Origin of the sequence: Collinsella tanakaei, assembly GCF_016902615.1 — a bacterium.
GTDB classification, from domain to species: Bacteria; Actinomycetota; Coriobacteriia; order Coriobacteriales; family Coriobacteriaceae; genus Collinsella; species Collinsella tanakaei_A.
This window is the reverse complement of record NZ_JACJMB010000037.1, coordinates 1-19,435: the sequence shown is the minus strand read 5'-3', so window position 1 is coordinate 19,435 and position 19,435 is coordinate 1. Positions and strand designations below refer to the sequence as shown.

17 protein-coding genes and 1 pseudogene are annotated in these 19,435 nt (G+C 64.2%); 13 read left to right on the top strand and 5 right to left on the bottom strand.

From position 1 onward, the window contains the following. Together H6A21_RS09525 and H6A21_RS09520 are read left to right on the top strand one after the other, a co-directional pair. On the top strand, positions 1-394 hold a 394-nt coding region (locus tag H6A21_RS09525; RefSeq protein ID WP_204562508.1), incomplete at its 5' end, for a DUF4234 domain-containing protein. A 13-nt stretch (positions 395-407) separates the two neighbouring features. Next, positions 408-944 (top strand): DUF2752 domain-containing protein, encoded by a 537-nt coding sequence (locus H6A21_RS09520; RefSeq protein ID WP_204562507.1) that lies wholly within the window; start codon positions 408-410, stop codon positions 942-944. A 299-nt stretch (positions 945-1,243) separates the two neighbouring features. Here the strand turns inward: H6A21_RS09520 and H6A21_RS09515 are convergent, their stop codons facing one another. Further along, the gene (locus H6A21_RS09515) at positions 1,244-2,473 is read right to left on the bottom strand and encodes an amidohydrolase (protein ID WP_204562506.1); all 1,230 of its coding nucleotides are present in this window, start codon (positions 2,471-2,473) and stop codon (positions 1,244-1,246) included. A gap of 91 nt (positions 2,474-2,564) precedes the next feature. On the opposite strand from H6A21_RS09515, the pseudogene H6A21_RS11325 reads away from it, so the two are divergent. The 9 genes and pseudogenes from H6A21_RS11325 to H6A21_RS09475 all read left to right on the top strand — a co-directional run. Continuing rightward, positions 2,565-2,771: pseudogene (locus H6A21_RS11325) on the top strand (zinc-ribbon domain-containing protein); the annotation flags it as partial. 255 nt (positions 2,772-3,026) lie between these two features. Next, positions 3,027-3,563 carry a hypothetical protein gene (locus tag H6A21_RS11020; protein ID WP_239462795.1) on the top strand — a complete coding sequence of 179 codons (537 nt, stop codon included), beginning with the start codon at positions 3,027-3,029 and terminating at the stop codon, positions 3,561-3,563. Positions 3,564-3,818: 255 nt separating this feature from the next. Continuing rightward, positions 3,819-4,106, top strand: a complete 288-nt coding sequence (gene groES / locus H6A21_RS09505; RefSeq protein WP_204562504.1) for a co-chaperone GroES — start codon at positions 3,819-3,821, stop codon at positions 4,104-4,106. 54 nt (positions 4,107-4,160) lie between these two features. After that, complete coding sequence (gene groL / locus H6A21_RS09500; RefSeq protein WP_204562503.1) at positions 4,161-5,798, top strand: chaperonin GroEL; 1,638 nt, start codon at positions 4,161-4,163, stop codon at positions 5,796-5,798. Positions 5,799-6,083: 285 nt separating this feature from the next. Beyond that, positions 6,084-7,349 (top strand): 4Fe-4S binding protein, encoded by a 1,266-nt coding sequence (locus tag H6A21_RS09495; protein ID WP_204562502.1) that lies wholly within the window; start codon positions 6,084-6,086, stop codon positions 7,347-7,349. Between the two features lie 291 nt (positions 7,350-7,640). Beyond that, positions 7,641-8,138, top strand: coding sequence for a hypothetical protein (locus H6A21_RS09490; RefSeq protein WP_204562501.1), 498 nt, complete (start codon positions 7,641-7,643; stop codon positions 8,136-8,138). A 493-nt stretch (positions 8,139-8,631) separates the two neighbouring features. Then, positions 8,632-8,829, top strand: coding sequence for a hypothetical protein (locus H6A21_RS09485; protein ID WP_204562500.1), 198 nt, complete (start codon positions 8,632-8,634; stop codon positions 8,827-8,829). 210 nt (positions 8,830-9,039) lie between these two features. Continuing rightward, entirely contained in the window at positions 9,040-10,116 is a 1,077-nt protein-coding gene (gene ychF / locus H6A21_RS09480) for a redox-regulated ATPase YchF (protein WP_204562499.1), read from the top strand. A gap of 34 nt (positions 10,117-10,150) precedes the next feature. Then, positions 10,151-10,516, top strand: a complete 366-nt coding sequence (locus H6A21_RS09475; RefSeq protein ID WP_204562498.1) for a DUF1648 domain-containing protein — start codon at positions 10,151-10,153, stop codon at positions 10,514-10,516. 88 nt (positions 10,517-10,604) lie between these two features. On the opposite strand, the gene H6A21_RS09470 is transcribed toward H6A21_RS09475, so the two are convergent. Continuing rightward, on the bottom strand, positions 10,605-11,645 hold the full coding sequence (locus H6A21_RS09470) for an asparaginase (protein WP_204562497.1): 1,041 nt from the start codon (positions 11,643-11,645) through the stop codon (positions 10,605-10,607). A gap of 256 nt (positions 11,646-11,901) precedes the next feature. Here H6A21_RS09470 and guaA point away from each other — a divergent pair, with 256 nt between their 5' ends. Next, positions 11,902-13,500, top strand: a complete 1,599-nt coding sequence (gene guaA, locus H6A21_RS09465) for a glutamine-hydrolyzing GMP synthase (protein WP_204562496.1) — start codon at positions 11,902-11,904, stop codon at positions 13,498-13,500. 85 nt (positions 13,501-13,585) lie between these two features. Next, positions 13,586-14,194, top strand: a complete 609-nt coding sequence (locus tag H6A21_RS09460; protein WP_204562495.1) for an HNH endonuclease — start codon at positions 13,586-13,588, stop codon at positions 14,192-14,194. Between the two features lie 628 nt (positions 14,195-14,822). On the opposite strand, the gene H6A21_RS09455 is transcribed toward H6A21_RS09460, so the two are convergent. The 3 genes from H6A21_RS09455 to istA form a co-directional block, all read right to left on the bottom strand. Further along, entirely contained in the window at positions 14,823-16,271 is a 1,449-nt protein-coding gene (locus tag H6A21_RS09455; RefSeq protein ID WP_239452427.1) for an ATP-binding protein, read from the bottom strand. A 474-nt stretch (positions 16,272-16,745) separates the two neighbouring features. Continuing rightward, entirely contained in the window at positions 16,746-17,501 is a 756-nt protein-coding gene (istB, locus tag H6A21_RS09445; protein ID WP_239462794.1) for an IS21-like element helper ATPase IstB, read from the bottom strand. Positions 17,502-17,504: 3 nt separating this feature from the next. Beyond that, on the bottom strand, positions 17,505-18,959 hold the full coding sequence (gene istA / locus H6A21_RS09440) for an IS21 family transposase (RefSeq protein WP_204562494.1): 1,455 nt from the start codon (positions 18,957-18,959) through the stop codon (positions 17,505-17,507). Positions 18,960-19,435 lie beyond the last annotated feature (476 nt).

Sequence of the window (19,435 nt, the reverse complement as noted above, 5' to 3'; positions counted from 1 at the left end):
CATCTCCACGGACCGCAGCCTGTTCGTCTGGGCGGCGCTCACCATCGTGACCTGTGGTATCTACCAGTGGTTTTTCATCTATCAGCTCGCACAGGACATGAACACCATGTGTGAGGGGGACGGCGATGAGACGCCGGGGCTGCTCACGTTCATCCTGCTGTCTGTAGTGACGTGTGGCCTCTACTCGTATTGGTGGGAGTACAAGATCGGCAACCGCCTGCAGCGCAACGCGCCGCGCTACGGTCTTGCGTTCCAGGAGAACGGCACGACGATCATCCTGTGGCAAATCGTCGGTGTCGTGCTGTGCTGCCTGGGGCCGTTCATCGCCATGAACATCGTCATCAAGAATACGAACGCCCTGGCTGCCGCCTACAACGCACGCCTTGTGCGCTAGGCGCGGAGCACGTATGGCAGGGGAGGGCGGTGCGCCAACCGGTACGCACGCACCCGGCGCGCTGCGGCGTGCGGTCGAGCTTGTCGCCTTCGTGGCCGTAGCGGGTGTCGTGCTCTACCTGACCGATATCGGCTGCGTGTTCCGGACGGTGACGGGCATCCCCTGTCCCGGATGCGGGATGACGCGCGCCTGGCTTGCTGCCTTGCGTTTCGATTTCGCCGCGGCGCTCGCCTACCACCCGCTATTCTGGACCGTGCCGTTTATGATTGCGCTCGTATGCGTGCAGGAACGTTGCGGGAGGATCGTGCGCCGCGCGCAGCTCGCGCCGGATGATGGGACGCTTGCCGTGAAGGCGCGCCATGCCGCCCGCGTGCGCGCTCTCTACCATCCGACGCTGATCGTTCTCATCATCGCGCTGCTAGCGCTGTGGATCTTTCGGCTCATCAACCCTGCCGACGCCGGGTTCCTGTTCGGCGGGGTCGCTCCGGCGGGTGTCCCAAAGGATGTCATCTTCGTGCAGGAGCCCCTCTGGCTCGCTTGGTTCCGGTAGCGAGCGCTTGGTGCGTCGTCTGTCGGCTCTCTGCTGGGTGGTTCGTGGCACACAACCCGCTCGTGAAAACGAGGAGGGCCCACTTTCAGTACTTTTTTAGCCCCTGCTCGAGTAGACGGAGCGGTCAGCTGAATTCGCTTCAACAAAACCGCAGGTCAGAAGCTTGGGCAAAAAGAGGCGCCACCGTCCGTACTCGGGCGGTGGCGAAAAAAGTACTGAAAGTGGGCCCTCCTCGTTTTTGTGGGGGCCTTATGCGGCCAATCCGTGCGCGGCAAGCGCGCCGGAGTGCCGTTTTGGCCTTATTCTGACAGGAAATCGATGGCGTACTGCGCGGCGGTCATGCTGCCGCCTGCCAGCACGCTCTCGTCCACCTTGTAGTAGCAGGAGTGCTGCGCCCAGGTGGCACCGATGGCGGGGTTGCGGCAGCCCACGAACGCAAGCGCGCCGGGCACCTCATGCAGGTACTCGGAGAAGTCCTCGCCCGACAGCGTGCCCCGGTAGCTGCCCACGCCCTGCTCGCCCAGCACCTTCACGATCGCGTTGCGGCAGCGCTCGCTCGCCTTGGGGTCGTTTTCGACCTTGTAGTTTGCGATGGTGTAGTCGCTGAGCTTCGCTTCGGCGCCGAGCGCCATAGCGGTGTGGACGCAGATGCGCTCAATCAGGGTGGGCATGATGTCGTGCGTGGCGTCGCTGTAGGTGCGGACGGTGCCCGTGAGGTAAGCCGACCCGGCGATAACGTTGCGCGCCGTGCCGCCGTGGAGCTCGCCGACCGTGACGACGGCGGGCTCGTAAGGGGAGAGGTCGCGGCTGACAATGGTCTGCAGGCCGTTCACGATCTCGGCGGCGGCGATGATGGCGTCGGCGCCGCGCTGCGGCATGGCGCCATGGCAGGAGGTGCCCTCGACGTCGATGCGGAACCAGTCGGTGTTCGCCATGCGCGGGCCGGGTTCGCACGAGATGGTGCCAGCGTCGACCTCGCTCCAGATATGCATGGCGAAGGCGCCGTCGACCCCCTCGCAGGCACCCGCCGCGACCATCATCTTCGCGCCGCTGCCGTTCTCTTCGGAGGGCTGGAACACAACGCGGACCTCGCCGTGGATATCGTCGGTCATATGGGAGAGGATCTTCAGAGCACCGAGCATCATGGCGATATGGCAATCATGGCCGCAGGCGTGCATGACGCCGTCGTTCACGCTCGCGAACTCCTCACCCGTGCGCTCGGTGACCGGGAGGGCGTCGATGTCGGCGCGCAGCAGGATGCGGCGGCGCGGAGTGCCGTCGGCGCGGTAGGCATCCGGCGCGGTGCCGGCGAGCGTGGCGACGAGCCCGGTTGCAAGCGGCCGCTCATAGGGGATGCCCATGGCGTCGAGTTCACGGGCGATGTCATCGGTGGTGTGGAACTCCTTGAGGCTGAGCTCGGGGTGCTTGTGGAAGTGCCGGCGCTGCTCGATGATGTAGGGTTCGAAATCCGCGCCCAGCTGCCGGATGGTGGCGGTGATGTCGGCAGGGGCCGTGTGCTGTGCGTCCATTGGAAGACCTTTCCCTCATAAGATGCCGCGTGCCCCGCGGTTGGGTGTATCGGGGTGCGCCGGCGCGAAATCACAGGTCAAAGTATAGAGCATGCGCGAGCGGCTCCGTTGTTGCCCCTGCTGTCCGCGCGGGGCGGCAAAAGTTGCGCACTCGATCCCGCGCGTGCTGGCGGATACTGGCAGGCACCAGAAGGTCACCCGAAGCGGGTTTGAGAGAGTTAAGGTGGACCCTATGTTTTGTCCTCATTGCGGTGCGCAGCAGCCTGATGGCGCTTCATTTTGCAGCTCATGCGGAAAGCCCCTTGCGGAGCGACGGCAACAGGCGGCGGCCCCCGTAACGGTTCCGGCGACGCCGCCTCAGACACCGAAGCGCGCGCATGCAGCGGGCGCGGGCGTCATGAGGGGCATGGCGACACAGGCGACGGCCTCCCCGCTCGGCCGTCGCACGGCGGCAATGCTCACGGGAGCGGTCGTAACCCTCATCATGATGCTTCAGGCATGGTTTGACCTGCCGATCATTTCAAAGGTACTGGATTATTTGCCGGTGTCGGGCATGAGTGGAACCGATATGTTCGGGGTCGCCAAGGACGCGGTGAGCTCCGGGCTCTCCGTACCCGACCTCTTCGGTATCGGCAGCGCCCTGCACTCCTTTGCCGATTACCTCGACACGCTGATGACAAGCGCAGGTCTGAGCGGGGACTCCTTCGTCCAGATTCAGCAGGTGATCGGCGCTGCGTCTGCCGTTTCCGTTATCCTGACGGTTGTGTGCGTGCTGTGGGCGGTCTGCTTTATCGGCATCGTCGTGGGCATCATCCTGCGCGCGTTCAAGGGCAACGACCTCGTGCTGTTTTTCGCGCTTGTCGCCACGGGCGTGCTCGCCCTCATCTGCATCGTTGCCGCATTCCTGCTCAACGGCATGATCGAGGGCGCGGTTAGCGACCTTCTAGGTTCCGGGATGGCGAACAGCTCGATAGCCTCCGGGTTTGCGGCGATGAAGCCCGTGCTCGGCCCGGGTATCGGAAGTGTGCTCACGCTGGTCGCCGCCGTCGCCAGCGCGCTGTGCTCGCTGGTCCTGAGTGACGAGCGGTAAGGCCGGATAAAAAAGGTAGCAAGAGCGATTCGGGCGTCCCGCGGTCTTCAGGCTGCGGGGCGCCGTGCTGCGCGCAGGACGTTCGCGTGTGTGACCTATCTTCCAGCACTGAAGAAATCTAAGTGCCGATTAATAAGATTTTTTGCCATTGCGTTGTATAAGTCGGGATTGCTGGGTATTATTCTTGGCGTACGAAAGGTCAAGGCTGGCTTGGGTCGCAAACCGCGTCCGCCAGCGCAAAAGGAGGAATCAAGCATGAGTCTGAAGCCGCTTGGAGATCGCGTCCTGATCAAGCCTGATGCAGCCGAGCAGAAGACCGCTTCCGGCCTGTACATTGCCAGCAACGCCCAGGAGAAGCCGCAGCGCGGTGAGGTCATCGCCGTCGGCGCCGGCAAGCTCAACGACAAGGGCGAGCGTATGCCCATCGACGTCAAGCCGGGCGACAAGGTCATTTACGGCAAGTTCGGTGGCAACGAAATCAAGGTTGACGGCGAGGACTACCTCCTCATGCGCGCCGACGACATCTACGCCGTCGTCGAGTAGCGCATCCGCTGCACAAGGTTTCGTATCTGAATCGTTTCCTGGAGGAATTCAATTATGGCTAAGAACATTACCTTCGACACCACTGCGCGCGCCAAGCTCGCCAAGGGTGTCAACACGCTGGCCGACGCTGTCACCGTCACCATGGGCCCGAAGGGCCGCTACGTGGCGCTGCAGCGCTCCTATGGCGCTCCGACCATCACCAACGACGGCGTTTCCGTCGCCAAGGAGATCGAGCTCGAGGACAACATCGAGAACATGGGCGCCCAGCTGGTGAAGGAGGTCGCCACCAAGACCAACGACACCGTGGGTGACGGCACCACCACTGCGACCCTGCTCGCTCAGGCCATCGTCAACGACGGTCTGCGCAACGTGGCCGCCGGCGCCAACCCGCTGGCCATCCGCCGCGGTATCGACAAGGCGGTCAACGCCGTCGTCGACGAGATGAAGAAGCAGGCCCAGCCGGTCGAGACCAAGGAGCAGATCGCTTCCGTTGGCACGATCTCCGCGGGCGACCCGAATGTCGGCGCCAAGATCTCCGACGCCATGGACGTCGTGGGCAAGGACGGCGTCATCACCGTTGAGGACGGCCAGACCTTCGACATCACCATCGACACCGTCGAGGGCATGCAGTTCGACAAGGGCTACGTCTCCGCGTACTTCGTGACCGACAACGACCGCATGGAGGCCACGCTCAAGGACCCCTACATCCTCATCACCGATCAGAAGATCTCCAACGTCCAGGACATCATGCCCGTGCTCGAGGCCGTGTCCCGTGCCGGCAAGAGCCTGCTGATCATCGCTGAGGACATCGACGGCGAGGCCCTGCCGACCCTCGTGCTCAACAAGATCCGTGGCGCCCTCAACGTCTGCGCCGTGAAGGCCCCGGGCTACGGCGACCGTCGTAAGCGCATGCTCGAGGATATCGCTATCCTGACCGGCGGCCAGGCTGCGCTCGATGAGCTCGGCATCAAGATCGCCGACATCACCGCCGACATGCTCGGTACCGCCAAGAGCGTGACCGTCTCCAAGGACAACACCACCATCGTGGGCGGCTCCGGCGAGAAGAGCGCCATCGAGGCCCGCGTCGCGCAGATCAAGGGCGAGATCGAGCACACCGACTCCGACTTCGATCGCGAGAAGCTCCAGGAGCGCCTGGCCAAGCTCTCCGGCGGCGTCGCCGTCATCAAGGTCGGCGCTGCTACTGAGACCGAGCTCAAGGAGATCAAGCACCGCGTCGAGGACGCCCTGCAGGCGACCCGCGCTGCTGTCGAGGAGGGCATCGTCGCCGGCGGTGGCGTGGCCTTCATGGATGCCATCCCGGCGCTCGAGGGCATCGACATCGACGACCCCGAGGAGCAGATCGGTATCGACATCATCAAGAAGGCCCTGACCGCTCCTGTCGCCACCATCGCCAAGAACGCTGGTTACGAGGGCGCCGTCGTGGTCGACAAGGTCGCCAGCCTGCCTGCGGGCGAGGGCCTGAACTCCGCCACGGGCGAGTGGGGCAACATGATCGAGATGGGCGTGCTCGACCCGGTCAAGGTTACCCGCACCACCCTGCAGAACGCCGCCTCCGTCGCCTCGCTGATCCTCATCACCGAGGCCACCGTGAGCGATGTCCCCAAGAACACGCAGCTTGAGGATGCCATCGCGGCCGCTACCGCCAACGCTCAGGGCGGCGGCATGTACTAAGCCGTAAAGGCCTAGGAATTCAACCCGGAAGCCCCGAAGGGTTTCCCTGACGCTCGATTGCGCCTTCGGCGCTCAAGCGACCGTCAGGGAAAGCCCTCCGGGGCTTCCCTGCGTTTTTGCACTACGATCGCGGGCTGGCGGAATTGGGGTCCCGGCTGCGCCGAGGCTGATCGGGCTGCGGGGCTTTTCTGCGTTTGGGACCGTGTGGGCGGGTTTGCGCGTACAATAAACGAGTTGCAACGTGGGCCTTGCGGGGCCCGTTTCGCAAAAAGGGGAGTTACACGCATGGCGCAGCAGCACGATCTGTTCGACGACATCATCGATATCAGCAAGGGTCTCGGCGCCCTGAAGGATCCGTTCTCGGGCGTGACCGATGCGCTGCTCGGTGCCGACGCCCCTGACGCGCCGGTGTGGAACCCCGCCGATTACAAGGAGCGTCCGCGTGCGAATTCCATCCCGTGCCTCGTGTGCAACTACGAGAAGAGCTCGTGCACTGCCTGTATAGACGCCTGTCCGGTCGATGCGATCGACATCGAGGAGTTCTGCATCGAGGTCAAGGACAGCTGCCGCAAGTGCGGCCTGTGCGTCTCGGTGTGCCCCACCGAGGCGTTCGTGAGCCCGCGCATCCAGCCGAAAAAACTCTACGACGCTATCGCCGGCGCCGCGGCCGCCTATGAGACGGCGTATGTGACCTGCACGCGCGCGCTGCGTCGCCTGCCGCGCGAGAACGAGGTGGTTGTCGCCTGCATCGGCGACATCACGCCCGAGGTGTGGTTCTCGGTACTCGCCGACTACCCCAACGTGAGCGTGTACCTGCCGCTTGGCATCTGCGATGCATGCAAGAACACCACCGGCGAGGAGATCCTGGGCAACGCCATCGCCACCGCTGAGGAATGGGCTGGCACGGGCCTCGGTCTTGAGGTCGATTCGAAGGAGCTCACGTGCGTGAAGCGCCGTGAGTTCGAGCGCAAGGAGTTCATGGACAACATCATGCGCACGACGGGCCTCGCCGTGAGCAAGCTGAACCCGGCGACGGCGGCCGTGACCTCGGTCGCCCAGCGCCTGAAGGACCATACCAAGAAGATCTCCGCCCTGGAGAAGACGCTCAAGCAGGCATGCGGCACGACGACGCAGAAGCGCCGCCGCATCCTCACGCAGGGCCGTCAGCTCATGCTCTCCACGTTGCAGAGCTATCCGGAGCTTGCCGAAAACATCACGGTGAAGACCCCCGAGTGCGATTTCTCCAAGTGCACGCTGTGCGGCGAGTGCGTGAAGAAGTGCCCCACGCGCGCCACCGACCTGGTTGGGGCCGGGCGTTTCGTCGTGGAGCCGACCTATTGCGTGGGCTGCGGCCTGTGCGTCGAGGTGTGCGAAGACCACGCGCTTACGATGGTCGAGCACGATGCGACCGATCTGGTTGTTCCCGATCCCGAGGCCGAGAAGCGCGCGGCGGAGGCTGCCAAGAACCATGCGGAGATCGAGAAGGCCAAGGCAGAGGCGAAAAAGAAGCTCAACCGCATGCTCGACTCCGTGGAGAAGCTCGACAAGTAGCGCAACAAACTCTTTTCCGACGACGGTACCGTGAACAGGACTCGTTCGTTCGGTTGGGGGAGATGCCATGGGAGACGCGAAGTTCTGCCCGCGGTGCGGCGCACGCGTTGCGGCGGGGCTCGATTCTGCTCGTCATGCGGAGCCGATCTGCCGGAGATGGCGGGTGGGCAGCGGCCGGCTTCGGCTGGCGGCGCGCAGGCAGGCAAAGGCTCGGCCCCGGGTGGGGCTCACGCCGCTGCAGCGCACGATGCCGCTCCTGTGGTTGAGGCTCCATCAAAATCGGCCCGGAAGATGCCACGCGCTGCGGTCTTGGGTATGGCCGGCGTGGCGACTGCCGCTGCGGTGGCGCTCGGAGCGACCGGCATCTACTACGTAATCTCGAGGGATGCGACGCCGACGGCGCCTGCGGCGAGCGGCTCTTCAGAACCCGCGGTGTCGGACGCCACTGATGCTACGGACGGTGCAACAACGGATCCGAACGATACCGCTGCGGACGCCGCGCAGGCGATGCCCGAGGCGACGGGAGCGCCGGCGCATTTCATGCAGCTGGCGGAGCTGCTCGCGATGGATAGCTCCAGGCTCGACGGCTTCCTGACCGACCAGGGGCTGTATCGCTATACCGGGGGCGACTCGACGCTCGACAACCAGCTGAACGGAAACCTCGATGTCTGGGTCTATGGCGGGGCGGTGGGCGATGTTCTGCGCTCGACGTTGCCCGAGGATCAGATCAGCGAAGGTGAGCTGTCCCTGCTTGTCGAAGACGACGGGTCGGTCAACCAGGGCTTTTGACGTGGCTGTCGGGCTACCTCACGACCAATCTGCAATTCGGGGCAGACGGATGCACCTTGGCGTACGGGCAGATAACCGATCAGATGACGGGGCAGGAGGTATCTCGCGGACAGATCCCGGCCTGCGTCATGCTCCCGGCACTTCCCATCTCGTGGCTTGCAAAGGACGAGCTTGATACCGCTGCTCATGACCTCTTCGGCTTTCTGTGCGAGGGCAACTACTACTACGCATGGGCATCGTTTATCGATGAGGGCCTGCGGTCGAGGACCGTGAGCTATCAGGGCGTTGTGGGCACAGAGCGCGTGAACGGCGCCGAGGGCATCTGGTTCGTGTACCAAAACGGCGTCGATCACGATGACGAGCCGAGCGGCATCATGTCGGAACGGACAGCGGCGGGCTTCGTCTTTCTGCCGGAAGCGGAAAAATCGTTTCGGACACGGGGCTCTATACCGAGCAGGAATGGGAAGCCGCAGATACGGAGACCCGGCAGTGGATGTTCCTTCAGAGTTTCATCCAGAACGCGGGCGACCTGGACACGAACCTCCGCACGGGGCAGGTGCGCCTGATCGAGAGCAAGGATTCGTCTCGCTGGGTTACATCTGAGGAGTACGAGGCCGAGACGGGCAGCTCCTGGGTGCAGGCAGGCACGGCTTTCTCACCGGAATCCATTATCGACTTCACGCAGCTGTAGTCGCGTGGAGCCGCGTGCGTGCTGCTGCCGGCTCGTACCGTGGCGCGTTCTTTGGACAGAATGTGACGGGCGTTCCCGCCGTTGCCCGCTTGTGGCGCAATCGGCGCCCCGCGTCGGCACGCGATGCGCGCTATGGGCTATCATATTCCCGAAGGTTCAGGCGTCCTGCTGCTTGCCGGCAGGACGCTTTCGTTTGAGAGAAGGTACATCGTGGCCCTGTCCATCGGTATCGTCGGCCTGCCGAACGTCGGCAAGTCGACGCTGTTCACGGCGCTGACCAAGAAGGGCGGTCTTGCCGCCAACTACCCGTTCGCGACCATCGATCCGAACGTCGGCATCGTCGACGTTCCCGACGACCGCCTGCAGAAGCTCGCCGACATCGTGCATCCGGGCCGCATCGTGCCCGCCACGGTCGAGTTCGTGGACATCGCCGGTCTCGTGAAGGGCGCGAACGAGGGCGAGGGCCTGGGCAACCAGTTTCTGGCGAACATCCGCGAGACCGACGCCATCTGCGAGGTCGTGCGCTACTTCAAGGACCCCAACGTCATGCGCGAGGTTGGTCGCACCGGCGACTTCGTCGACCCTGCGGGCGATGCCGACACCATCATGACCGAGCTCATCCTGGCCGATATCCAGACGCTCGAGAAGCAGCTGCCCAAGCTGGAGAAAGAAGCCAAGCGCGACCATGAGCTGGCCCCGAAGCTCGAGGTCGCCAAGCGCCTCGTCGCCTGGCTGAACGAGGGCAACCGCGCCGCGACGCTCGAGATGACCGACGAGGAGCGCGCCGCTGCCAAGGGCCTGTTCCTGCTGACTATGAAGCCGATGCTCTACGTGGCGAACGTCGACGAGGACATGCTTGGAGAGGAGCTCGAGCCCATCGACGGCGTGGCGCCCATCCCCATCTGCGCGAAGGTCGAGGCCGAGCTCGCTGAGCTCGAGCCCGAGGAGGCTGCCGAGTACCTGGAGACCCTGGGCCTCGAGCGTCCCGGCCTCGAGGTGCTCGCCCAGGCGGCCTACAAGCTGCTCGGCCTGCAGTCGTTCTTCACCGCCGGCGAGATGGAGGTCAAGGCCTGGACGGTGCGTCAGGGTGCGACGGCCCCGCAGGCCGCCGGCGTCATCCACACCGATTTCGAGCGCGGTTTCATCAAGGCCGAGGTCATCAGCTACGACGACTACATCGAGCTCGGTGGCGAACAGGGTGCCAAGGCCGCCGGCCGTCTGCGCATGGAGGGCAAGGACTACGTCATGGCCGATGGCGACGTGGTCCACTTCCGCTTCAACGTGTAGGCGCCCGTGCTTTCGTAAACGCTTAAGGAGACCTATGTTCAAGTACAGCCAGAAGGCGGGCATCCTGAGCATCGCGGCGCTCGTGCTCGCCGTGCTCCCGCTGATCATCGCCGTCATCGTCATTCCGGGGCTGCCCGAGAGCGTGCCCATGGGCACTGGCGCCAACGTGCGCTGGGGGAGTCGCTTCGAGCTCTTCATCGCGCCCGTGATGGCGATCGCAGTCGGCCTGGGCATCTACCTTCAGACCTCGCGCAAGGCGGCCGAGCATGCGAAGAGCTCCATGGCGATGGCCGTGGCGACTGCCGAGCGCTTCATGCGCAACGCGGTGTTCACCGTCGCAGCTATCGATGTGGCGGACATCTACCTGCTCTTCACGGTGTTTGCCGCGCTGCGTGCGTAGCGTGGCGCCGTATCGATAGCGCTTGCGAAAGGGCGGCTGCGGGCTCAGTGCCTGCAGCCGCCCGTTGTTTTGGGGTGCGTGGGGGCGCTTATGCGAGCTCGGCCAGTCGGTCGCAGTTGACCGGGCGATAGAAGAGCTCCTTCACGGCGGCAGGGTCGCTCGACTGGCCGCGCGCCCACATGGTCTTGGCCACGAGCGCCTCGGTGGTCATGTCGTCGCCCTTCAGGATGCCGGCATGGTCGGCGTAGGCGCGGCCGACCTCGTAGACGCCCAGATCGAGCCCTTCCTCGGGCACCTGGGTGGTGATGACGGCGGTTCTGCCGGAATCGACCCAGTCGAAGATCGCCTGCTTGAACGAGGTTCCGCCCGCCTCGTACTCGGGGATGCCGCCGATGCCGAACGTCTCGATGATGACGGCGTCGAAGCGGGGGCGAAGCATCTCGAAGACGCCGGGGTCGATGCCGGGGGTGAGCTTGAGCACGAAGACGCGCTCGTCGAGGGCGTCGAAGAAACGAGGACCGCCCTCGTGCACGGGGCCGGCGCTGAAGCCCTGGGCGCGGAAGAGCGCGTCGCCGCTGCGGATGATGCGGTCGTTGCGGATATAGGCGAGCGAGGGGTAGTTCACGCTCTTGAACGCATTGAAGCTCATGGTGCGCTGCTTGCGGCCGCGCGTGCCGGCGATGACGGCACCGTTGAAGACGATGGTCACGTCGCGGCTGCGCTCGTCGACGGCGTACAGGATGCTCTGGAACAGGTTGAGCTTGGCGTCGGTGAACGAGTCTCCCATCGGCTTCTGCGAGCCGGTGAGCACGATGGGCTTGGGACTCTCCTGGATGAGATAAGAGAGGGCAGCGGCGGTGTAGGCCATGGTGTCGGTGCCGTGCAGTACCACGAAGCCATCGTAATCGTCGTATGCGGCCACGATGGCGCGGCTGATGCGCAGCCAGTCTGCCGGGCGCATGTTCGTGCTGTCGATGTTCATGAGCTGCTCGATGCCGATTTCTGCAAGCGAGGCGATCTCGGGCACGGCGCGCGCGAGATCCTCGCCGGTCAGGCTCGGCGAGAGGCCATGGCCGTCTTCGGCGGAGGCGATCGTGCCGCCGGTCGCGATAAGCAGAATCTTCTTCATACGCTGCGCTCCCTTCCCATTATGGTTGCCCGAACGTATTGTGGCATATCCGCGCGCGCCTGAGGGACTTATCCCTATGGGGTTCCCGCGCGGCGCAAGGCTCGCGTCTCGCCGCGTCCGCACGCCTTGCGACGTTTTGGTCAACCTGCGGAAACGATAAACTTGCGTCTCGTGCCGCTGCCTGCATGTATGATAGAGCGGGTATTGATTACGGCCCGTCAGCGTGCGGGTCGGCCACGTCAAGAAGGGGAGACTTATGCCGCAGACTTCTTCCGGCACGACGGGGAGCAAGGTCCTCGTTTTCGACTTCGGCGCGCAGTACGGTCAGCTGATCGCCCGCCGCGTGCGCGACCTGCATGTGTACTCCGAGATCGTCCCGTGCGATATCTCGGCCGACGAAGTCCGCGCCATGGATCCCGCGGCGCTCATCCTCTCCGGCGGCCCCGCGTCGGTGTACGCCGAGGATGCCCCCTCCATCGACCCTGAGATCTTCAACCTCGGCCTGCCGGTGCTCGGCTTCTGCTACGGCCATCAGATCATGGCCGTGACGCTCGGCGGCGAGGTCGCGCATTCCGAGATCGGCGAGTACGGCCCCGCGACCATCGAGCGTGACCGTGAGAGCGCCCTGTTCAACGCCACGCCGCTTCAACAGACGGTGTGGATGAGCCATCGCGACGCCGTGAGCCGCGCGCCCGAGGGCTTCGTGGTCACCTCGTCCACCGAGGTGTGCCCCGTCGCCTCCATGGAGTACCCGGAGAAGAAGTTCTATTCCACCCAGTTCCACCCCGAGGTGCGCCACACCGAGTTCGGCCAGCAGATCCTGTCGAACTTCCTGTTCAACATCTGCGGTCTCGAGGCTAGCTGGACCATGGACAACCTGGTCGAGAGCATGTGCGCCGACATCCGCGAGAAGGTCGGCAGCGACCGCGTGATCCTGGCGCTTTCGGGCGGCGTGGACTCCTCTGTGGTCGCGGCGCTCGGCGCTCGCGCCATCGGCCGCCAGATGACCTGCGTGTTCATCAACCACGGTCTGCTGCGCAAGGGCGAGCCCGAGCAGGTCGAGGAGGTCTTCACCAAGCAGTTCGACGTCGACTTCATCCACGTGCACGCCGAGGATCGCTACGCCGCGCTGCTCGACGGCGTCACCGAGCCGGAGGAGAAGCGCCGCATCATCGGCACGCAGTTCTGGAAGGAGTTCTTTGCCGTGGCCCAGGAGCTCGACGGCGTGAAGTACCTGGCCCAGGGCACCATCTACCCCGACATCATCGAGTCCGGCGCCCGCAAGACCGGCGGCAAGGCCTCGACCATCAAGAGCCACCACAACCTCATCCCGTTCCCCGATGGCGTGCACTTCGATCTGATCGAGCCGCTCGACCACTTCTTCAAGGACGAGGTGCGTGAGCTTGGCTTGGCTCTCGGCCTGCCCGAGCACATCGTGTACCGTCAGCCCTTCCCGGGTCCGGGCCTCGCCATCCGCATCATCGGCTCGGTGAGCCCCGAGAAGCTCGAGATCCTGAAGAACGCCGATGCCATCGTCCGCGAGGAGCTCGACGCCTACAACGCGCGCCTGTTCGAGGCGACGGGCGACCGCAACTCCGAGCACAGCTGCTGGCAGTACTTCGCGGTGCTGCCCGACATCAAGAGCGTGGGCGTCATGGGCGACGAGCGCACCTACCAGCGCCCGGTGATCATCCGCGCCGTGGAGTCGAGCGACGCCATGACCGCCGACTGGGCCAAGCTGCCCTACGACGTGCTCGCCAAGATCTCGAGCCGCATCGTGGCCGAGGTCCCGGGTGTGAACCGCGTGGCCTACGACATCACGAGCAAGCCTCCGGCGACCATCGAGTGGGAGTAGCGAACATACGTTTGTATTTGTACTATAATGGCAGTTAGCTGGGGTTACAGATATGCTGTAACCCCATCTTGTTTTGAGGCGAATGATGGCAAAGAGCGCTCTTTCCAATGCATTCAAGATGCCAACACCGGTAAAGATAACCGGCCGGACGTCGAGTATCACGAACTCATTTGTGAACGGGATTATCCCTGCAATCATGCCGGGTGACGAGGAAATCGCCCTTGCGCTCGAGGTGCTTGGCATGGACGCCTCGGATGTGCGCTGCGCCTACTGCGGTGGCCCCGCGACGGAGTGGGACCATCTCAACGCCATCGTACGGGGCAAGCGCCCAACGGGCTACATCACGGAGATTCACAACCTTGTCCCCGCATGTGGAAAGTGCAATCAGTCTAAGGGGAACAAGCCCTGGAGGAATTGGATGTTCGGGCCGTCGCCGCTGTCGCCCGCGTCGCGGGGCGTGGGAGATGTCGAGGAGAGGGCCGAAAGGATAGCCGAGTATGAGCGGAGATTTCCTCCGATGCAGATTGACTTCGAGTCCATGGCCGATGGGGGTCTCTGGGAAGCGTATTGGGATGCGCATGGAAGGCTAGTCGAGCAGATGAAGCGGTGCGAGGAGCTTGCGGCCGCCGTCCGGGAGGAGATTTCCTCTCGGGTCGAGTTGCTGCGGGACGGGCGGATCGATTCTGGACATTAATCTGGACAACAGTGAGAACATGACCAGAAAAATGTCCTGAATAGGCCAGGGTTTATCCTCTGCTATTGAGAAGAAATGCCGCATACGGCGAAATTGCTCAATAGAAATCGCGGGAGGTTCAAGGTGAGGAATGCATGGGGGCTCTGGGAGGGGCGAAAGCGCAGCCGTTGGTTTTCCGGCAGGGAGGCGCAGCCGACCGGTTGTTTCGGGGGAGCTTCGCCGGCGTCGCTCTGAGCGGGGGCGACCGATCTCGAAAGAAACCGGAAAAGCATCGCGGCCCTTGCGGGAAAGTCGGGCCCTGCTCTGACCACTCGGACTTGCTCTTACCCAGACTAACCTCTACGCGGAATGACGTGCTATGCGCCTGAGCTGCGGATATTATGCTGCGGGTAGGCAGGTTGTCGTCGGGTTGCTCGGACCTACTCGGAACTACTCGGACTTACTCGAACCCAGTAAAACGGCTTGTCAAAATGGCTACCGAGGTGTTTACCTGCGATTTTATCGGATTGCGGCGCAAGATGGGCCAATCGCCGCCCTTACCTACTCGGAACTACTAGGACTTACTCTTACCCGCTCGGCCCCGCAGGCCCGGGAATCTCGCCGGGCCTGCGGGGCCGTCTTATCAGTCTTAACGGGAGCGGGGGAAGGAGTAGTACTGGGACGGGTCCTTGGGGCCGGAGCCGTGCCATGAGAGGATGCCTTTGCCGACGAGGCCCCTCAGGGTCGACCTGGCGAACTTGGCGCTCCTTCCGAGGTGCTCGGACAGCTGCTTGACGGTGACCTTGCCCCTTGCATACACGATCTGGACCGCTGACAGCTCGGGCTCGGTGAGGGCCCTGTACGCGTCCTCGCCGACGATGCCGGAGACGGTGTCGCTCTGCCTGAGGACGCGCGACGTTATGCTGTTCTCGAGCGTGAGCAGCACCGAGGAGTCGTTCGGCTCCGAGAAGACGGGGTCGTTGAGGAAGAAGCTGGCCATCTCGTCGTAGATTCTCTGCACCCCCTCGTTGAGCTCCCTCACCCAGCCGAACTCGACGAGGGTGCGGGCGATGATGGGGTTGCGCGACCAGCGGGTGTGGCGCATGTTCTCGAGGGTGACGATGTTGGGGAGCTTTCCGGGGCTGAGGATCTCGAGGCGGTCGTCGTACATCATGACGCGGATGTAGTCGCCAGAGTAGGCGTAGTTCCTGTGCGTGACCGCGTTGACGAGGCCCTCGAACCACGCGAACTCCGGGTACTCGGGGATGATCTTGAACTTCCCGTCGTCCCCCAGGAACTGGAACTCCCGGAGCTGGCTGGAGATCATCTGCTTGGCACCCTCGATTACCTTGGGGAGGGGCCCGTCGAAGGTCCTGTCCTTCACGATGTTCAGGCGCCGCCCGGTCTCCATCCTGCTGCCGTCGAAGCGCATGACCCTCACGCGGGCGCACGGGATGAACTGCGTGGGGTTCCTTGCGAACAGGAGAACCCCCGCGTTGGTGAGGTGTCCGTCGACGAGCATCCCCCTGCTCCTGAGTATCTGCTCGTAGGGGGCGTCGGTCCCGAGCTCCTCCCGGTAGCGGTCCATCACCTCGCGGTCGATGTCGTCGATGCCGGACCGGTCTGCCAGTTCGTCCTCGAAGCGCCTCTGGTTCTTGTCGTACTCGAGCGCGCGAACCTGCTCGCGGTCCAGCCGGACGCTCTCGTCCTTCTGCCTGAGGAAGACCTCGCCGTCGCGCTTTCTCGCGATGACCCGATCTGTTGAGGCCTGGACGTCGAGGACGAGGATGCGATCGCTCTCCCCGCTCGAGTTGGTGACGTTGACCTCCTCGGCCCTGACGGCGGGGACGGGGTCGCAGCACGTGATGGGGGCCTGGAGGAAGTCCTCGATGTCGTGGGCGCCCCTGCGCCTGAAGCCGGTGATCTCGCCGTCGTCCTCGATGCCGATGACGAGCTTGCCGCCGGATGCGTTCGCAAAGGCGCTGATGTGCCTGGAGATGTCGTTAGCGTCCTTCCGGGCGCTCTTGCGGTCGAAGTACTGGTTCTCCTTCTCCGAGGAGAACCGTTTCGGATCGTTTTGTTCGATGGGGTGCTGCATCGGGCCCTCCTGTCCTTGGGCGATATTTTATCGTACGGTTGCGGCAGGCTGACCGATGAGGTTTGCCCCTCATCTCCGCGACATGCCGAAGATGAGGGCGTCCTCCCGCTCGACGTCCGAGGGCTCCGCCTCGCCGCGCATGGCGGAGAACTCCCGCGCGAGGAAGTCGACAGTCCAGGCGAGCCCCTCGTCGACTGAATCTGAATCTGCCCCAGTTCCGTTGACACATCGAGTTCCGTTCCCGCATGATGTGCGGGAACGGGGGAACGGAGGCAGATATGGGGCACGCGTCGCCGAAGTACACGGCGGAGTTCAAGCAGAGGGCGGTGCAGCTCCACCGCGAGAGGGGCGGCACCTACGCCGAGATCGGCAGGGAGCTCGGGGTCGACTGTGTTGCGTCAAGTCTTTGTCGACACTTTCCGCATCGTTGATTCGGCGCTTTCTGCAAGAGCGGCCGCCTGGTTTCCGCCGTCGCTAGCCGTCCATCTTTCCGAGCATCAGAGCATGATCCATGCGCTTGCTCGTGCCGTTGAACTCGATGAGCCTTCCGTGGTGCATGATGCGGTCGATGATCGCCGAGGCGAGTTTGTCGTCTCCGAACACCACGCCCCATTTCGAGAACTCGATGTTGGTGGTGATGACGAGGCTGCGCCTCTCGTAGCAGTCGCTCATGACTTGGAACAAGAGCCGCGCGCCCTCTTGGTCGAGCGGGACGTAGCCGAGCTCGTCGATGATGAGGAGCCGGGATCTCGCGATGTCTTTCATGAGCTGCTCGAGCCGATGCTCTCGGTTCGCGCGCGTCAGGGAGAGCACCAGCTCGGCGGCGGTGAAGAACCTCACCTCCAGCCCCGCGTCCACGCAGGCGAGGCCGACGGCTATCGCCAGGTGCGTCTTGCCCCGTCCCGTCTGCCCGTGGAAGACGAAGTCCTGCGCCGCGTCGACGAACGCAAGCGACTTCAAGTCGTCGACGGAGTAGCCCTCCGGCAGGGCCACCTGCGCGAAGTCGTACCCGTCGAAAGACTTTATCTGGGGGAACCTCGCCTTCCTCGTCAGCCGCTCCCGCTTGCGGCGCTCGCGCACCCGCATCTCGCGCCGGATCATCTCGGCCACCGCTGCGACCTGGCCCGCGGTCGCGGATGCGAGGAACGCGTCGATGGTGTCCGCGGAGAAGTACATCGAGCGCATGAGGGCTCTCAACGCCATGGCGTCGCCTTGCTTGAGGTAGGCCATGCCCTACGCCCCCCTTCCAAAGAAGACGGAGTCGTAGCCGGACAGGTCGACCGGCTCGTCGTAGGCGATCGCCTCCGCGCCCGAGGCGATCCTCGCCGCGCCGACCGCCACGCTTGCCCGATCGATGCGCCCGGTGGACCCGTACGCGAGCTCGGCGGCCTGGCGCGTCGCCTCCCACCCGGAGCGCGCCGTCTCGTCGCGCAGCAGCCTCAGCTCCTCTTTGAGCTCGTCTCTGCCGAGGCCGTCCATCCAGCTGCGGACATCTTCGGACAACGCCGCCCTGACGCGCGAGCTGCGCCATCCCGCAGGCTTGAGGCACAGGAGGTGGAGCTGCGACCCGGGATCCGTCGTGTCGGTCGGAGCGTCGCCGTATGCCCTGGCGTGCTCGCAGACGAACGTGCCCGCGCCGTCGAAGACGCGCAGCGTGGTGGCCCCGAGCCCAAGAAGCATCTCGCATCCGGAAAACGCCGGGTCGGTCGAGTAGAAGTGGGGGCCGTCGGCCCGCACCTTGCCCTTCTTGTCCGCCCGGGCGGTGACGTAGCGCACCACCTCGAAGGGCTTGGCGGGCAGTCCGGAGAGGGCGAGGCGGTCCTCGGCGAACAGCCGGTCCTCCGGCTCGCCTTTGATCCAGTGGCCTTTTCTGGAAAGCGCCATGCACCTGCCGAGGAGGTTCTTGTTGAAGGCGCCCATGTTCGTGACCTGGGGCACGGGGACGAACAGCGAGCGCCGTACGGCCCCGACCTTGTTCTCGACGGAGCCCTTCTCGTGCCCCGAGGCGGGGTTGCAGAACGCATAGGCGAAGCCGTAATGCGCGGCGAAGCGCCCGAACAGCTCGGTCGTCCGCACCCTGTCGGCCGTCCTGCGCCCCACGCCGGCGGCGTTGTCGAAGATTATCCGCTTGGGCACGCCGCCGATATAGGAGAAGATGTCCTTCAAGGCCTGGCAGGCGCACTCGGCGTTCTCGCCGGGAAAGACCTGGGCCAGGCCCACGTTGGAATAGGGGAACGTCAAGACGAAATAGCTCAGGCGCCTGCGAACCCCCATCACATAGAAGTCCGCCTCCCCGAAATCCGCCTGGGCCTCGCCCGGTTCCCATGCAAGGTCGAGAAAGCGCTCGCTCGCGGCGCGGTTCTCCGCGCGCAGCGCCTTGACATAGCGCCCGACCGTGCTCGCGCTCACGTCGGCGCCGCACTCCTCGACGAGCCTCTGCCATATCCGCTTCGCGGTGTGCCGCTGCTTGCGCCAGGTCGTCGAATCGTCCTCTATCCATTGCCTGATGAGCGGCTTGTAGGGATCGAGCTTGCTCGGGCGCTTCTTCCTCGCGGGGGGCGTCGGGGAGAAATCATCCCGCTTGAGGTATTTGTAGACCGTGTCGCGGGAGACGCCGTTTCTCCGCGCGATCTCGGCGACGCTGCATCCATCGCGTCGCTGCTGCCGTATAGAATTGATGGTGGGCATGTCGATCATGTTCCTTTCCGCCTCTCTGACGAGATACCTGAAGCACTTGTCAGATTAGGCCTGTGATGGGAAGGGTCGGCATGCTCTTGCGGTTCATGTCGAAAACCCGATGCCGGAAGTGTCGACTTTTATTTGACTACATACAGTCGACCCGGGCAGCGCATCCGACTGGGTCAAGAGGGCCGACGCCGCGGGCTCCGACCCATCGGCCAACCCCTTCCAGGTCGCCGAGGAGAACCGCAGGCTCAAGAGGGAGAACGAGCGGCTCAGGCGCGAGAACGAGATACCTTTAAAAGCGAGCGCCTTCTTCGCCAGCAGGCAGCTGTAGGCGCCCGGGCGGAGAGGGCTAAGTTCGCGTTCATACTGCTCAACGAGGGCGTGTGGACGATCTCGGAGATGTGCTCCGCCCTCGGGGTCACGAGGCAGGGCCACCGCGCATGGAGGAAGCGGCCGCCGAGCGCGCACGACAGGCGCGA

Bases quoted from the DNA above. Each gene is read 5' to 3' on its own strand.
- H6A21_RS09520 (WP_204562507.1), top strand. From the start codon at position 408: ATGGCAGGGGAGGGCGGTGCGCCAACCGGTACGCACGCACCCGGCGCG.
- H6A21_RS09515 (WP_204562506.1), bottom strand. From the start codon at position 2,473: ATGGACGCACAGCACACGGCCCCTGCCGACATCACCGCCACCATCCGG.
- H6A21_RS11020 (WP_239462795.1), top strand. From the start codon at position 3,027: ATGAGTGGAACCGATATGTTCGGGGTCGCCAAGGACGCGGTGAGCTCC.
- groES (WP_204562504.1), top strand. From the start codon at position 3,819: ATGAGTCTGAAGCCGCTTGGAGATCGCGTCCTGATCAAGCCTGATGCA.
- groL (WP_204562503.1), top strand. From the start codon at position 4,161: ATGGCTAAGAACATTACCTTCGACACCACTGCGCGCGCCAAGCTCGCC.
- H6A21_RS09495 (WP_204562502.1), top strand. From the start codon at position 6,084: ATGGCGCAGCAGCACGATCTGTTCGACGACATCATCGATATCAGCAAG.
- H6A21_RS09490 (WP_204562501.1), top strand. From the start codon at position 7,641: ATGCCACGCGCTGCGGTCTTGGGTATGGCCGGCGTGGCGACTGCCGCT.
- H6A21_RS09485 (WP_204562500.1), top strand. From the start codon at position 8,632: ATGTTCCTTCAGAGTTTCATCCAGAACGCGGGCGACCTGGACACGAAC.
- H6A21_RS09475 (WP_204562498.1), top strand. From the start codon at position 10,151: ATGTTCAAGTACAGCCAGAAGGCGGGCATCCTGAGCATCGCGGCGCTC.
- H6A21_RS09470 (WP_204562497.1), bottom strand. From the start codon at position 11,645: ATGAAGAAGATTCTGCTTATCGCGACCGGCGGCACGATCGCCTCCGCC.
- guaA (WP_204562496.1), top strand. From the start codon at position 11,902: ATGCCGCAGACTTCTTCCGGCACGACGGGGAGCAAGGTCCTCGTTTTC.
- H6A21_RS09460 (WP_204562495.1), top strand. From the start codon at position 13,586: ATGGCAAAGAGCGCTCTTTCCAATGCATTCAAGATGCCAACACCGGTA.
- H6A21_RS09455 (WP_239452427.1), bottom strand. From the start codon at position 16,271: ATGCAGCACCCCATCGAACAAAACGATCCGAAACGGTTCTCCTCGGAG.
- istB (WP_239462794.1), bottom strand. From the start codon at position 17,501: ATGGCCTACCTCAAGCAAGGCGACGCCATGGCGTTGAGAGCCCTCATG.
- istA (WP_204562494.1), bottom strand. From the start codon at position 18,959: ATGCCCACCATCAATTCTATACGGCAGCAGCGACGCGATGGATGCAGC.